Source organism: Actinocorallia sp. API 0066 (assembly GCF_020991275.1).
Taxonomy (GTDB): Bacteria; Actinomycetota; Actinomycetes; order Streptosporangiales; family Streptosporangiaceae; genus Actinocorallia.
This window is the reverse complement of sequence record NZ_JAJLQY010000002.1, coordinates 408720-422605: the sequence shown is the minus strand read 5'-3', so window position 1 is coordinate 422605 and position 13886 is coordinate 408720. Positions and strand designations below refer to the sequence as shown.

Annotated in this window: 17 protein-coding genes and 3 CRISPR repeat arrays; of the genes, 10 read left to right on the top strand and 7 right to left on the bottom strand. The window is 66.7% G+C overall.

The features are described 5' to 3' along the window. Positions 1 to 79 precede the first annotated feature (79 nt). The gene (locus LO762_RS06660) at positions 80 to 319 is read left to right on the top strand and encodes a hypothetical protein (RefSeq protein ID WP_230613306.1); all 240 of its coding nucleotides are present in this window, start codon (positions 80 to 82) and stop codon (positions 317 to 319) included. A 21-nt stretch (positions 320 to 340) separates the two neighbouring features. Here LO762_RS06660 and LO762_RS06655 read toward each other — a convergent pair whose 3' ends face one another. The 4 genes from LO762_RS06655 to LO762_RS06640 form a co-directional block, all read right to left on the bottom strand. Beyond that, positions 341 to 1939, bottom strand: a complete 1599-nt coding sequence (locus LO762_RS06655) for a succinic semialdehyde dehydrogenase (RefSeq protein WP_230613305.1) — start codon at positions 1937 to 1939, stop codon at positions 341 to 343. Positions 1940 to 1956: 17 nt separating this feature from the next. Then, complete coding sequence (locus LO762_RS06650; RefSeq protein ID WP_230613304.1) at positions 1957 to 2874, bottom strand: acetoacetate decarboxylase family protein; 918 nt, start codon at positions 2872 to 2874, stop codon at positions 1957 to 1959. Positions 2875 to 3573: 699 nt separating this feature from the next. Next, positions 3574 to 4923, bottom strand: a complete 1350-nt coding sequence (gene murC / locus LO762_RS06645; protein ID WP_230613303.1) for a UDP-N-acetylmuramate--L-alanine ligase — start codon at positions 4921 to 4923, stop codon at positions 3574 to 3576. A 405-nt stretch (positions 4924 to 5328) separates the two neighbouring features. Beyond that, the gene (locus LO762_RS06640; RefSeq protein WP_230613302.1) at positions 5329 to 5763 is read right to left on the bottom strand and encodes an ATP-binding protein; all 435 of its coding nucleotides are present in this window, start codon (positions 5761 to 5763) and stop codon (positions 5329 to 5331) included. A 127-nt stretch (positions 5764 to 5890) separates the two neighbouring features. On the opposite strand from LO762_RS06640, the gene LO762_RS06635 reads away from it, so the two are divergent. The 4 genes from LO762_RS06635 (at position 5891) to LO762_RS06620 (ending at position 8328) form a co-directional block, all read left to right on the top strand. Beyond that, positions 5891 to 6697, top strand: a complete 807-nt coding sequence (locus LO762_RS06635; protein WP_230613301.1) for a helix-turn-helix transcriptional regulator — start codon at positions 5891 to 5893, stop codon at positions 6695 to 6697. Then, positions 6694 to 6876 carry a DUF397 domain-containing protein gene (locus tag LO762_RS06630; protein ID WP_230613300.1) on the top strand — a complete coding sequence of 61 codons (183 nt, stop codon included), beginning with the start codon at positions 6694 to 6696 and terminating at the stop codon, positions 6874 to 6876. Before LO762_RS06635 ends, LO762_RS06630 begins: the two co-directional genes overlap by 4 nt. Before the next feature lie 42 nt (positions 6877 to 6918). Beyond that, positions 6919 to 7101, top strand: coding sequence for a DUF397 domain-containing protein (locus LO762_RS06625; protein WP_230613299.1), 183 nt, complete (start codon positions 6919 to 6921; stop codon positions 7099 to 7101). 96 nt (positions 7102 to 7197) lie between these two features. After that, a CRISPR array of direct repeats spans positions 7198 to 7490; the repeat unit is 30 nt; unit sequence GTTGCGATCCCTGATAGGGGCGATGAGGAC. Between the two features lie 271 nt (positions 7491 to 7761). After that, a complete protein-coding gene (locus LO762_RS06620; protein WP_230613623.1) occupies positions 7762 to 8328 on the top strand; it encodes a hypothetical protein in 567 nt (188 codons plus the stop codon). 112 nt (positions 8329 to 8440) lie between these two features. Beyond that, a CRISPR array of direct repeats spans positions 8441 to 8804; the repeat unit is 32 nt; unit sequence TTGTTGCGATCCCTGATAGGGGCGATGAGGAC. 221 nt (positions 8805 to 9025) lie between these two features. Here the strand turns inward: LO762_RS06620 and LO762_RS06615 are convergent. Beyond that, on the bottom strand, positions 9026 to 9286 hold the full coding sequence (locus LO762_RS06615) for a hypothetical protein (RefSeq protein WP_230613298.1): 261 nt from the start codon (positions 9284 to 9286) through the stop codon (positions 9026 to 9028). Between the two features lie 129 nt (positions 9287 to 9415). Here LO762_RS06615 and LO762_RS06610 point away from each other — a divergent pair, with 129 nt between their 5' ends. The 5 genes from LO762_RS06610 to LO762_RS06590 all read left to right on the top strand — a co-directional run bounded on the left by LO762_RS06610 (position 9416) and on the right by LO762_RS06590 (position 13012). Further along, positions 9416 to 9562: a hypothetical protein gene (locus LO762_RS06610; protein ID WP_230613297.1), complete on the top strand. Its 147-nt coding sequence runs from the start codon at positions 9416 to 9418 to the stop codon at positions 9560 to 9562. A 438-nt stretch (positions 9563 to 10000) separates the two neighbouring features. Further along, complete coding sequence (locus LO762_RS06605) at positions 10001 to 10438, top strand: hypothetical protein (protein ID WP_230613296.1); 438 nt, start codon at positions 10001 to 10003, stop codon at positions 10436 to 10438. Next, positions 10435 to 11091: a hypothetical protein gene (locus LO762_RS06600; RefSeq protein ID WP_230613295.1), complete on the top strand. Its 657-nt coding sequence runs from the start codon at positions 10435 to 10437 to the stop codon at positions 11089 to 11091. The genes LO762_RS06605 and LO762_RS06600 overlap by 4 nt, the downstream gene beginning before the upstream one ends. Positions 11092 to 11125: 34 nt before the next feature. Continuing rightward, positions 11126 to 11680, top strand: a complete 555-nt coding sequence (locus LO762_RS06595; RefSeq protein ID WP_230613294.1) for a hypothetical protein — start codon at positions 11126 to 11128, stop codon at positions 11678 to 11680. A gap of 13 nt (positions 11681 to 11693) precedes the next feature. Beyond that, positions 11694 to 11987: a CRISPR direct-repeat array (repeat unit 30 nt; unit sequence GTTGCGATCCCTGGTAGGGGCGATGAGGAC). Between the two features lie 461 nt (positions 11988 to 12448). After that, positions 12449 to 13012: a CRISPR-associated endoribonuclease Cas6 gene (locus LO762_RS06590; protein WP_230613293.1), complete on the top strand. Its 564-nt coding sequence runs from the start codon at positions 12449 to 12451 to the stop codon at positions 13010 to 13012. Between the two features lie 15 nt (positions 13013 to 13027). On the opposite strand, the gene LO762_RS06585 is transcribed toward LO762_RS06590, so the two are convergent. Both LO762_RS06585 and LO762_RS06580 read right to left on the bottom strand, forming a co-directional pair. Further along, positions 13028 to 13540 (bottom strand): TetR/AcrR family transcriptional regulator, encoded by a 513-nt coding sequence (locus tag LO762_RS06585; RefSeq protein WP_230613292.1) that lies wholly within the window; start codon positions 13538 to 13540, stop codon positions 13028 to 13030. Beyond that, positions 13533 to 13865: a hypothetical protein gene (locus LO762_RS06580; RefSeq protein ID WP_230613291.1), complete on the bottom strand. Its 333-nt coding sequence runs from the start codon at positions 13863 to 13865 to the stop codon at positions 13533 to 13535. Before LO762_RS06580 ends, LO762_RS06585 begins: the two co-directional genes overlap by 8 nt. Positions 13866 to 13886 lie beyond the last annotated feature (21 nt).

Sequence of the window (13886 nt, the reverse complement as noted above, 5' to 3'; positions counted from 1 at the left end):
AATCGGCGACACACGATTCTCTCGGCGCAGGTCAGCGCGGCACCGCCGCCCGGCCCACCTCCGGCACGACCGGCGACGCATGGGAAAGCCCGCGCCGCTCCCGCACGGCGACACCGCCCTCGCGACCGGCGACGTCACGGGAAACCCGCGCCGCTCCCGGCTGCTCCCACACGGCGACGCCACCCTCGCGACCGGCGGCGTCGTGGGTCGGCAAGGGGAAAGCCCGCGCCGCTCCCGGCTGCTCCCACACGGCTGCACCGCCCTCGTGACCGGCTACATCGTGGGTCGGCAAGGCGAAAGCCCGCGTCCTCCGAGGTAGGGCGCGGGCTGGGCAGGCGGGTCAGCGGGTGCCGAGGGCCTTGAGGAGCTTCAGCGAGGCAGTGAGGATCCGGGCCCAGGCGCGGTGCGGGATGTAGGGAGGCGGAGTGAAGCCCTGGACCCGCTGGTGCGCGACGGTCTGGGCCTCGGTGTACTTGAGGATGCCTTCGGCGCCGTGACGGCGGCCCAGTCCCGAGTCGCCCATCCCGCCCATCGGCGCGTCAACGCTCCCCCACGCGGCCGCGAACGCCTCGTTGACGTTGACGGTCCCCGCGTGCAGGCGGGCGGCGACGGCACGGCCACGGGCCCCGTCGCGGCTCCAGACGCTCGCGTTGAGCCCGTAAGGCGACGCGTTGGCCAAGGCGACCGCCTCCTCGACGTCCCGGAACGGGTAGATCGAGACGACCGGCCCGAACGTCTCGTGCGCGTACAGCGTCATCTCGGGCGTGACGTCGGTGAGGATCGTCGGCTCGTAGAACAGCGGCCCGAGGTCGGGGCGCGCCCTCCCCCCGGCGAGCACGGTCGCGCCCTTGGCGACGGCGTCCTCGACGTGCGCCGTCACCGTCTCCAGCTGCGACCGGTTCGTCAGGCACCCGACGTCGTACCCGAAGTCGTATCCGGCGCCGACCTTGAGCTTCCTGGCCCGCGCCACGAACGCCGCGACGAACCGTTCACGGATGGGCTCGGCGACGTACAGCCGCTCGATCGAGACGCACAGCTGGCCCGTCGAAGGGAAGCACGCCGCTATGGCCCCGTCAGCGGCCCGCTCGATGTCCGCGTCCTCCAGGACGACCATCGCGTTCTTGCCGCCGAGTTCCAGCGACGCCCCGATGAGGCGTTCCCCGGCGTCGCGCGCTATCTGCCGTCCGGTGGCGGTGGATCCGGTGAACATCATGTAGTCGGCGTTGTCCATCAGCGTCGCGCCGATCGAGCTGCCACGACCGATCACCATCTGCCACACGCCCGGCGGCAATCCCGCCTCGTGCATCAGGTCGAGCGCCCACAGCGCCGTCAGGGCCGTCTGCGTGTCGGGCTTCTGCACGACGGCGTTGCCCGCCATCAGCGCCGGGATCGCGTCCCCGGCGGCCATGCTCAGCGGGTAGTTCCACGGCGAGACGACGGCGACGACGCCCTTGGGGTGCCGCAGCTCGGTCGTGTGCGTGAGCAGCGGGATCGCGCCGCGCCTGCGCTTGGGCGCCAGGAGCTTGGCGGCGCCGCGCGCGTAGTACCGCGAGGTGATGGCGATGTCCGTCACTTCGAGGAACGCGTCACGACGGGTCTTGCCGCTCTCCGCCTGCATGAGGTCCAGTGCCTCGTTCTGACGGGCGAGAACAAGGTCGTGGAAGCGCAGCAGGATCCTCTTGCGCTCGTCGAACGACTTGGCGGCCCAGGCGGGCTGGGCGGCGCGGGCGCGCACGAACGCGCTGGTGACGTCGGCGGGCGTCGAGACCGGCAGCCCGGCCAGCGGCCCGCCGGTGTACGGCGCGGTGGTGGTGACCCGCGCCGCGTCCGGCTCGGCGGCGACCCGCGCGGTCAGCCGCGCGACGAGGTCGGAGGTCAGTGCGGCGGGCAGGCCCGGACCGCTCGCGACGGTGACGGGGTGGGCTTGGTCGGCGACCATGGCAGGACTCCTTGCTCCTAGTGTCGGCTCTTGACCGATGTGGGAACCGGCATGTGCAGGGCCAGTTGGCCCTCGGTCATCACGTCGAACTGGATGGGACGGATCGGGTCCAGCCCACGCAGGTCGTCGGTGAGGCGGCCTTCGCCCGTCCGGAGGGCGACGCCGCGCGTGCGGCGTGTGGTTCCGGCCGAAAGCACGTTGGTCTGGCTCAGCGTCGAGTGCCACGCGCCGTTGATCGTCGTGTACGAGGTGAGGGACGAGACGCGCTCGCCGCTCGGGTACGCCTTCTGCGCCGGGGTGGGCGCCAGGAGGGACAGGTCGGCGCCGCCCTTGTCGTTGGCGACGCGCGCGCTCGTCCGCTCACCGTCGATCTTGACGTCGAGTTCGGTGACCCACTTGGGGAACCCGTACCCGTCGTGCCCGCGAACCTGCGCGATCTCGCTGTTCACCGGCAGCGAGAGCACGTACGACGCCAGGTCCTCGTTCTTCAGGGCGCTGACAAGATCGACGAACCCGAGCCCACCGTGCCTGGCCGGGCGTACCCCGATGCCGACAGCGGCCTCGGTGTAGAAGTCGATGTCGCACACGTCGTACCTGAAGAACATGACCGAGACCAGGCCGAGGCCGGGCGCGACCTCCAGCGGGTCGAGGTCGCCGGGCAGCCGACTCCGGATAGCCCGGGTACGGGCCAGCATCGTGAGCCGCGCCGTCGAGATGCTGTAGTAGAAGTTCGGCGTGAGGGTGGTCCCGATCGCCGATTCCACCTTGGCCTTGGGCAACTTCCGAAAGAAGTCGACCCCGCTGACGCGCGGATCCCGCGCGACGACATCAAGGTCGGTGTCCATCCGGAACCTGTCGTACAGCCCGCCCTTGGGCACCGAGACGACCCGGCTCCCCAGCTCGACCTCAACCGTCCCATGCTTGCCAGCCACCATCGGCCTACTCCTCACCCGTCGGGAATGTTTGCGCTGCTCACATCAAGCTACCCACCCATGTAAGCACTGTCAACACTCCCCCCACCCCCACCAGCCCCAACCAGACACGACCCACCCAACAAGGCATAAAAACAACCAAAGGACCCCAAACCGATCCAGCCTGTTCAACACCCACCAGAGAGTCCAAGACAGAGATCAAACCCACCCACACCCGAACAACGCACTACGCACAACAAGAGCAAGTAAGAACACAACCGCGACATCCACCCGCACTAACACGCCACCCTGCTGCGATCCCTTGCTGGGGCGATGAGGACTCGGGCACCTGGCGCTACATCGTCACCTGCACCTCCCCGTTTCGATCCCTTGTAGGGGCGATGAGGACCCGTCACCTCCTACTACTTCCGGGAAGGGGGATACGTGTTTCGATCCCTTGTAGGGGCTATGAGGACAGCCTAATGAGGTCTACGCTCCGAACTACAAAAACGGGTTTCGATCCCTTGTAGGGGCTATGAGGACCCCAGGGTAAAGGTGCAGGGCGGGGTCGGGGTTTGCGGGGGTGTTGGGCGGTGTTTTTCAGCGGGCCTCCGGTCGTGCGTGCGGGGCCGGTGTGGCGCTGAAGTCTTGGGTTGGGGACGGGGCGAGGAACAGGGTCGCACGGTGGCGGTCGGGGCGGGTCGGGTTTGGTGGTTTTTGCGGCTAGGTGGTGGCGGAGGCTCGTTTGGCGAGGAGGAGTCGGGGGGTGAGCCCGGCGACGTCGCCGGTGCCCATGGTGACGATCGTGTCGCCGGGCCGGGCGAGTTCGGCGAGCCGGGCGGTCGCTTCGGCGGCGTCGGCGACGACGGTCAGGCGCGGGTGGTGGCGGCGCAGGTACGCGACAAGGTGGTCGGTCGGGGTGTCCCGGTGGCTGTGCGGCGGCAGGAGGACGAGTTCGTCGGCGGCGCGGGTGGCGTCGGCGATCCGCTCGGCCAGCCGGACGATCCGCTCGTGCCCGCTCGGCTGGAACGCGAGGACGACCCGTCCGGATGCGGCGGCGACAGCAAGGTCGGCTGCTATCGCGGTCGGGTGGTGCGCGTAGGAGTCCAACACGGCTACGTCGCCCGCGAGCGGCGTCACGGTCAGCCGCCGCTCCACTCCGGCGAACGTCTCCAGCGCTTCGGCGGCGGCCGACGTGTCGATCCCGTACAGGCTCGCGGCGGCGATCGCCCCGACGGAGTTGAGCGCCTGTTCCGGGCCCGGCACCGGCAGCAGGAACCGCACACCGTCCCCGAGCGTGACGGCGGTGGCGTCCCGCAGGGAGCGGGTCTCCTTGATCGTCACGTCGGTATCACCTCCGGTGCCATAGGTGAGGACACGCGACCGTCCTAGTCGGAGCGCCGTAGCCAACGCGCTCCCTCCGACGTCGTCGGCGCACACCACGACGCTGTTGGCCCGTCGCGCCCACGCCTCGACCGTGTCGAGCAGCCCGGAGCCGCCGCCGTAGTTCTCCGTGTGGTCGTCGTCGAGGTTGGTGACGAGCGCGAAGAACGGCCGCGTAAGCAGCATGGACCGGTCGCTCTCGTCTACTTCCGCGACGCCCGCGAGCCCGCCGCCGCAGTGCGCCGCCGCCATCCCCGACGGCCTCCCGCCGACGATCCAGGACGGGTCAGCGCCCGTCTCCCGAAGAATGTGCGCGAGCATCGCGGTTGTGCTGGTTTTGCCGTGCGTTCCGGACACGCCCGTCCAGTTCAGGGCGTCCAGGGCGAGGTCGAGCGCCTGGGCCCGGTGGACGGCGGGGACTCCGCGCCGTCGGGCCGCGGCCAGCAGGGGGTTCATGGCGTCCACGGCGGTGGAGTAGACGACGCAGGAGGCCCCTTCGACGTTCTCCGTGTCATGTCCGGACCAGGCGAGGTCCGAGCCGCTCACGGTGTGTCCGGCGGCCCGCAGGAACACGCCGAGCGGCCACATGCCCGTTCCCGCCGCCCCGATCAGGTGTGGCCGCGCCATGTCGACGTTCTGGGCGACGGGCGGGCTCCCGCCCGGCCAGCCCGTTCTCCGGGCATCACTCATGTTCTCTCCTTGAATAGGGTGCGATAACCGCCCGGGCGCCTGTTTCCGGACGCCCGGGGTCATCTCGATCAGCCATCGGGAATGGTCCCGGGCCATGAAATAGCGGTGGACGCCCCGCCCCTGTTCGAGCATGGAGACCACCACAAGCCAATAGAGGGGAACCGGCTCGTCGACGCCGCTGAGAAGTGATCTCATCCATGCGACGGCGTCGTGCGGCTTGAGCCTTTTCTCGTCCCGGACGACGCTCTTCACCTCGCCGAGTTCATAGGCCCTGCACGTCACCAAGCCGATCGCCTTACTCACCGGCCGAGGCGTACTTGTCGGTCTTCAGGAACGTCACAGGCCCGTCCGACTGAAGGGACCCTTCCTGATTGAGCGCCTCACAGGGCACGATGACTCCCCCCGTCAGGGTCTTCGCATCTTGAACCACGCCGTCTTTCCTCCTTTCTCCTTGTTGCGGATGAACCCGCAGCTCACGGCGGTCCGCCGGATGATCGTCCACCCCCGCCCGCACACCGCGTCGTCGGCCGCGAACGGCAGCTCCCCGATCTCCGGACACCGCTCGTCCCCGTCCACAACGGCGACGTACAAGGCGAACCGCAGCCGAAGAAAGATCACGTCCATGCTCCGCACATCCGCATTCGTGTGCAGATGCACGTTCGTCGTCAACTCGGACAGCATGACGGCCGCGTCCCCGTAAAGATCAAGAAGGTTCCATTGCGCCAGGGCGTCACGAAGAAGGCCGCGAGCGAGCCGGGGCGCGATGTCATTGCGCGGAACCGTGAACCGGTGCGCAGTTCCACCGACGCGCACGGCATTTGTCCCGATTGCCCCAATCATCCTCGTGCCACCTCCGAGCCGAGAGGGTCCAATTTCTTCCGTTCCACCAAAACTATGAGGCAAAGCGCCTAAGCTTGTCCGCGTTCGACAGAGACTTGGAACCTCAAAAAACTGGAGGTCGAAGCCCATGCCCACCAACCCCTCGCCCGACCCGATGGACTCGATGTGGGCGTTCATCGCGGTCCTGGTGCGCGTCTTCCGTCACCGAGCGGGCATGACCGGTGACCAGCTGGCAAAGGTGCTCAACAGCTCCAAGCCGTCAGTTTCACGACTGGAGAACAACCTCGCCCGGCTGGAAGAACGGCAGGCCGAGGCCCTCGACAAGCATTTCGGCACCACACCGCTGTTCGTGTGCCTGGTCCGCTACGCCACCCGAGGCCACGACCCCGAGTGGTTCAAGCAGCACACCCAGCTCGAGCAGATCTCCGAGATCATCAGGTCTTACGAAGCGCTCGTGATACCGGGTCTCCTCCAGACCAAGGAGTACGCCGAGGAGATGGTCGGCGCGTTCGGTGCGCCGGGCACCGAAGACCGCCTTCAGGAGCGCATAGACAGGCAGAAGCTGCTCGACCGGGAATATCCGCCGGCGCTGATGTACATCGTCAGCCAGAACGCGCTCGACTGGGTGATCGGAAGCCCCGAGATCCACAAGGCACAGCTCCAGCACCTCCTCGACCTGGCCGAATCAGGCAAGGTGGCCATCCGCGTGCTGCCGCGCACCGCTGGCGCGCACGTCGGGATGGACGGCAGCTTCAAGCTCATGAGCGGCGGGTACGGTGACGTCGCGTACACCGAAAGCTCCGGTATCGGGCGGTTGGTCGGCACGGCCTCGGAGGTGCGAAGCTATGCCGTAAAGTACGAGCGCATCTCGTTCAAGGCTTTGGACGAATCAGCATCGCGCACGCTGATACGTCGGATCATGGAGGAACTGTGAGTGGTCGCCCCACCTGGCGGAAGTCGAGCTACAGCGGCCCGCAGGGCGGAGATTGCGTCGAAGTCGCCCCCCTCCCCGGTGCCATCGGCGTCCGAGACTCCAAGAACCCCCACCACAGCCACCACACCCTCACCCCCAAAACCTTCCGCACCATGATCCAAACCCTCAAGGCCGTCTAGCCCCAAACACTGATCGCCGACCCGACAGATCATGGAGGACCTGTGAGTGATCGCCCCGCCTGGCGGAAGTCCACCCACAGCGGCGCCCAAGGCGGCAACTGCGTCGAAGTTGCCCCCCTCCCCAGCGCCATCGGCGTCCGAGACTCCAAAAACCCCCACCACAACCACCAAACCCTCACCCCCAAAACCTTCCACACCCTCATCCACGCCCTGAAGCACCCCTAACCCCACCCCAACAAAAAGGCTCCCAGCCCAAGGCCGGGAGCCTTTTCCATCCCCACCAGCACCTATCACCCCCGGCCGCAAGCACAAGCTGGCCATATCGCGATCCCCGCTAGGGGCGATGAGGACCGACTCGCTCCGCTCCCGCGTCAAAGCCATCCGGGAGTTGCGATCCCTGATAGGGGCGATGAGGACTACACGCGATAGACGAGGGAGCGGGGGGATTTGTAAGGTTGCGATCCCTGATAGGGGCGATGAGGACCCACAGCCGCAGCCGGTTTACGTGCGCGACACCCGGTTGCGATCCCTGATAGGGGCGATGAGGACTACGACGTGGAGAAAGGCCGTAAGCAGCCCGGCATGTTGCGATCCCTGATAGGGGCGATGAGGACCCCAGGGTAAAGCCGCAGGTCGGGGCCCGTGTTTGCGGGGGCGTTGGGCCGTGTTTTTCAGCGAACCTCCGGTAGCGCACGCGAGACCGGTGTGGCGCTGAAGATCTTGGCGATGTGAAGATATCAAGGAACAGGGCCGGACCACGACGACCGGTCCGGGCGCTAGGCACCTCACCAGCCTAAGCTCTGACGATGACAGAACGCACATCGACAACACCAACACACCCCACCCGAACCACGCAATCCACACCAAACACCCACAAATGACCAGATGAGCCCCACATACCAGGATTTCCTAAAGCACCAGGCCGAGATCACCAACCACCTGCTGTTCTACCTCCAGGCCCCCTTCGCCAAGTCCTCCTACATCCGCGGCGTCCTACCGTCCCCCGCCCCCCTCCAGGCCCTACGCGTCGTCATCGGCCCCCCCATCGGAAAAACCTCCAAAAAAGTCATCGGCCACGAGATCCCCCTCCTCCACCCCACCCACAACAACTTCCTAACCCCCCAGGACGTCATCAACGTCCTCCGCACCCTGCATTCCACCCCCCAGTTCGTCTCCAACGACCAGGTCCACACCATCATGGGCATCCGCTTCATCCAAACCGACCTCTCCACCCTGACCCCCACCCCCCCAACCCAAACCGACAAGACCCTAACCACCCTCCACTCCCTAACCACCCAAACCCCCCACCCCACTTTCCGCCTCCAAGGCTTCCTAGCCCTAACCAAAAACCGCCTCCGCCTCTACTTCTCCACCCCCAACTCCCCAACCATAACCACCACCGAAATCCACCCCTCCTCCACCCCCCAACCCCCCTCCCTCCCAAAAACATAAGAACCAACCCCTAGACCCAACAGAAACAACAGCAAAACCCACACAACCACACCCCCCACAATGCCAATAAACACGTCACAAAACCTCACAAGCAAGGCCCGACTACGGTAGGAGCCACGATCCCTTACAAGGACGATGAGCACACATGGGCGTCCAGCCTGCGAAGGTCGCGTCCTTTCTGCTGCGATCCCTGATAGGGGCGATGAGGACCGGCAGCGTCGAGGCCGTCGCAGATCTCGGCGAGTTGTTGCGATCCCTGATAGGGGCGATGAGGACGGTCTGAACGCTCGGATCAAGAGCGAGGCTCATTGTTGCGATCCCTGATAGGGGCGATGAGGACTGTATATCTACGTGCAGGAGTTAAATGAACAAAAGCGTGTTGCTATCCCTGATAGGGGCGATGAGGACGTCAAGAACCACCACACAACTTTTCAGCTCGCCCTCTTGTTGCGATCCCTGATAGGGGCGATGAGGACCCCAGAGTAAAGCCGCAGGTTGGGGCCCGTGTTTGCGGGCGCGTTGGGCCATGTTTTTCAGCGAACCTCCGGTAGCGCACGCGAGACCGGTGTGCCGCTGAAGATCTTGGCGATGTGAAGATGTCAAGGAACAGGGCCGGACCACGACGACCGGTCCGGGCTCGGCGCCCACCAGCCTAGGCGCTGACGCCGGAAGACGCGACAACACCGACGTCATCGACCTAACCCCACCCGCACGGGGCAGTGCGCACCCCCACGACGATCGACCCGATGGCCGCCCGGCCGGAAACTCCGATGGGACATGCCACCGGCAGATCACCGGACGCCCGGCCCACCCGCGAACGCGTGCCAACATCATCAAGGCGATCGGCCTCGGCATCCCCCTGCGCGTCGGTATCGTCAAGGTCCTCGACGGGCAGCGGGTCGAGCAGGCGCGCGCCGAGCTGGAGGCGCTGGGGGTGACCAGGATCGACGTCGATCACGTCCGTCCCTCCGGGCGTGGCGCAGACAGCGGGGCCCGCAACCCCTCCAACCTCTGCGGAGAGCGCGGGACAGGCAGACCGGCGGTCTCGCCGGACGGCACCGCCACACCGTGCGCCTTCGCGAACTGGATGAACGCCGGAAACGTCCGTGACGGGCTCGGCACAGCCGTGCCCGGCGAGCGCACGTCGGCCGCCAACGCCCTCACCCGCGACTCGATCCGGGCCGCCGCACTCCAGGCCAGGCCCGACGAGGACAGGGCGTCATCAGCCACCTAGAAGCCGTGGCCGTGTTGCGATCCCTGGTAGGGGCGATGAGGACACCACAAGAAGGACGTCGCTCTCGTCTACGCGAACAGTTGCGATCCCTGGTAGGGGCGATGAGGACCCCAGGGTAAAGGCGCAGGTCGGGGTCCGTTTTTGCGGGGGCGTTGGGCCGTGGTTTTCAGCGAACCTCCGGTAGCACACGCGAGACCGGTGTGGCGCTGAAAATCTTGGCGATGTGAAGATATCAAAGAACAGGGCCGGACCATAGCGACCGGTCCGGGTTCGGTCTCCCACCAGCCTAAGCTCTGACAATGACAGGACACACGCAACTCCGTCGACGACATCACCCCGTGTCGGAGGCCGACGAGGTCCGTGGCCTACGGTGGCCTGATCATGCCGAATATTGGCCAAGTTCTTAAAGTGGTCAGGTCAATGTGTCATGGTCGTGTCGTGTTCAGGAAATTCATGCTCGGGGTGACGACCGTCGCGACGGCGGTCTTCCTAGCCCCCACCGCGCCCGCCCTCGCAGCCCCCTACTTCAACAAGACCGTCAGGTGCAAGGCGACGGACCCCGAAGGCAGGGTCATCCCCACCCGCATCGGCAACTCCATCCTGGGGTGGAACCACTTCTCCGGCCGACACAACCTTCGGAACTGTAAGGTCGTCAACGCGGCGATCCGCGGCAGGGTTGACCGGAAGGAGAACGGACGTCTGGAGTACTGGGGTGTCGCCCGCAGGGGACACCAGTTCGTAGATTTCGTCGTCGTCGTCCAGTACACGCGCAAGACCAAAGACCAAGTGTACGATGCCGGCAAAGGCCAGAAGATCGGTGTCATCACGGCCTACTGTAAACGCATGAGCAAGTGTCCTGACTGGATGAACAGATGAGCTTCACATATGAGGATTTCCTGGAGCAACAGGCCGAGATCACGAGCCACCTGCTGTTCTACCTCCAGGCACCGTTCACCGAATCCTCCTACATCCGCGGCGTGCTACCGGCGCCCTTCCCCCTCCAGGCCCTTCGCGTCGTTGTCGGCCCACCGATCGGACAGGACTCCGAAAGCGTCATCGGCCACGAGATCCCCCTACGCGACCACGCCCACGACGACTTCCTGACCGTCCAGGACGTCATCGACATTCTCCGTGCCCTGCAGTCGACAACCCAGTTCGTCTCCAACGACCAGGTCAGCACCATCATGGGCATCCGGTTCTTCCACGCTGACCTGGCCACCCTCAAGCCCACCGATCCGACCCCGGCCGACAGGACCCTCACCGTCCTGCGCTCACTGAGTTTCCCTTACACCGAGGAAGAAGCGCTCAACCCGCGCCTCCACGGATTCCTTTCCCTCAACAGCGACCGCCTCCGCCTCTACGTCACCACCCCCGATTTCCCAGAAGTGGTCGCCGCCGACATACGCCCGTCCGGCGCCACCATCGCCGCCCTCGCCGCCCTACCCTCCCTCCTCACCGAAGAACACCTCAAGACCACCGACCCCACCGACCCCCACGCCTCTCAAATCACCGACCTCACCGACTGGTAACCAGCCCACCCAAACACCGTCCAGCCGAAGGTCCTTGAGCCTGAGCGCGAACGCCTTACGCGCCGCCGCGGAAGCATCCTGGCCAACCCCCGGCGTCGAAGTCGCCACGGCCTATTACTCCGACGATCCCGACGAACATCGGCAGATCACCGGACGCCCGGCCCACCCGCGAACGCGTGCCAACATCATCAAGGCGATCGGCCTCGGCATCCCCCTGCGCGTCGGTATCGTCAAGGTCCTCGACGGGCAGCGGGTCGAGCAGGCGCGCGCCGAGCTGGAGGCGCTGGGGGTGACCAGGATCGACGTCGATCACGTCCGTCCCTCCGGGCGTGGCGCAGACAGCGGGGCCCGCAACCCCTCCAACCTCTGCGGAGAGCGCGGGACAGGCAGACCGGCGGTCTCGCCGGACGGCACCGCCACACCGTGCGCCTTCGCGAACTGGATGAACGCCGGAAACGTCCGTGACGGGCTCGGCACAGCCGTGCCCGGCGAGCGCACGTCGGCCGCCAACGCCCTCACCCGCGACTCGATCCGGGCCGCCGCACTCCAGGCCAGGCCCGACGAGGACAGGGCGTCATCAGCCACCTAGAAGCCGTGGCCGTGTTGCGATCCCTGGTAGGGGCGATGAGGACTCGGCCGCGCGCTCGCCCGCATGGCCACCCAGACGTTGCGATCCCTGGTAGAGGCGATGAGGACCTGGCGCGGTGTCGTTCAGCGTCGCGGCGACTCGCGAGTTGCGATCCCTGGTAGGGGCGATGAGGACCACCGCACATTGACAAATCCACAGAGGGAAACATGGAGTTGTGATCCCTGGTAGGGGCGATGAGGACGTCACCCACTACTGGGCCGACCGACGCGCACCGCTCGTTGCGATCCCTGGTAGGGGCGATGAGGACCCCAGGGTAAAGGCGCAGGTCGGGGTCCGTGTTTGCGGGGGCGTTGGGCCGTGTTTTTCAGCGAACCTCCGGTAGCGCACGCGAGACCGGTGTGGTGCTGAAGATCTTGGTGTTGTGGAGGTGTCAAGGAGCGGGGCTGGCGGCGATGGTCGTCGGGGCTGGTTTTTCTGTTCGCAGGATACGTCTGTGTTGTGCCGCCTAACGTAGTCGCTCGAAGGGGTCTGTGTGGGGCACTGGCATTTGTCGGTGGGGTTGAGGGTTTGGCTAGGGAAGGAGTGGCGGTGCGGGTTCGGGTGGGAGTGCGTACGGAGGCTCGGCGGTTGGCTTGGGAATCCGTGCAGCGGCCGGGGCGGGGGGTGGTGTACTCGTTGTTGGAGCGTCAGGCGCCGGAGCTTGCCACTCGGCTGCATTCGCGGGGGTGGGGACGGCACGGAATGGTGCCGTTCGGGTATTCGTGGCCGGTGTTCGAGCGGGCGCCTCGGCGGCGGGGGGTGTACTCGCTCGGCGGGCCGGGGGTGATCGAGTTCGGGAGTCCGGTGCCGGAGGTGGGCGAGGCACTGGGGAAAGCGCTTGCGGTGACGCCGGTGCTGGCATGGGGGGCCACCGCGTTCCTGGTCGACGGGGTGGAGATCGTGGAACCCCCGTCCTTTGGTGACGGGCGGGCGACCTTCCGGACGAGCACTCCGGTCGTCGTCAAGGCGATGGGCCGGGAGGAGAGCGGCGTCCGCACCGCGCAGCAGACCTGGCTGCTTCCGGGCGAGCGGGGGTGGGACGTTGCTTTCGAGCACGGTCTAAGGCGCAAGGCCGAGACGCTCGGGCTGGATCCGGACGTCGCGTTGGAGCGCGTCTCCTGGATCGGGCCGAAGCGGTCGTTCTCCGTCGGGGGCAGCCGTGGGTCCGGCGGTCACAAGCCGGGGGCCTGTGTGGAGGTCGGGCTCACCGGGGCGTCCGAAACACTGCGAGCCCTGTGGAGCTGGGGCCTCGGGCAGGCGAACAGTTCGGGATTCGGCTGGGTGACCGCGTGAGCCACGGCGGGCGTCTCAGTCCTCCTTGACGGTCATGTTCTGGAAGGCCGTGCAGCCCGCGATCCAGGCGGGTTCCAGGTCGGCCCCGGTCGGGAACCGGCCGTCGAGTTCCAGCATCACCATGCCGTGCGCGAACGCCCACAGCGCGCGGGCCAGGTCCGCGCGGCCGTCCGTGGCGCGCAGGGCGGGACCGGCGGCCCGCGCCTCAAGCCCTTCGGGCAGCATCCTCGGCAGCGGATCGGTCGTCGTCAGCCGGTAGAGGTGCGGCCGCGTCAACGCGAAGCTCCGGTGGGCCCGCGCGCAGGACAAAAGCCCCGGCTCAGCGGCCTCCAGCGCCTCGGCCATCTCGGTCAGCCCGATCACGGTCAGCTCCAGCTCAACGGCCGCCTTGTCGGGAAAATGCTTGTAAAGCGACGGCGCCCGGATGCCGACACGCTCAGCGATCCCCCGCATCGACATCGCCTCCCGCCCGTCCGCCTCCAACAGCTCCAACGCGGCCGCGACGATCTGCTCACGCCGCTCAGCCACCCCGCACCACCCGTCCCACCACAAGCCGCGTCGCCCACCCAAGCCCGGCCGTGAACAACGGCGGCCAAACAATCGGCGAAACAGAATAGCCGACCAGAATCACCACCGGAATCCACCCGGAGTTCGCGACCGCGACAACCCTCCGCCGCCCACCCGCGACCCTCCCAACAAGATCCGGCAACAAGAAGAACCCCACCGCCGCCCCCGTGGTCAACAACCCATACTTCACCGACTCGAACACCGCGAACGCCCCAAGAAACCCAGCCAACACCCCCCACCCCACCCGAGCCCCCCGCCCCTCACTCCGCACACCCTCAACACTCATGACGCCCCCTCCACGATGGCT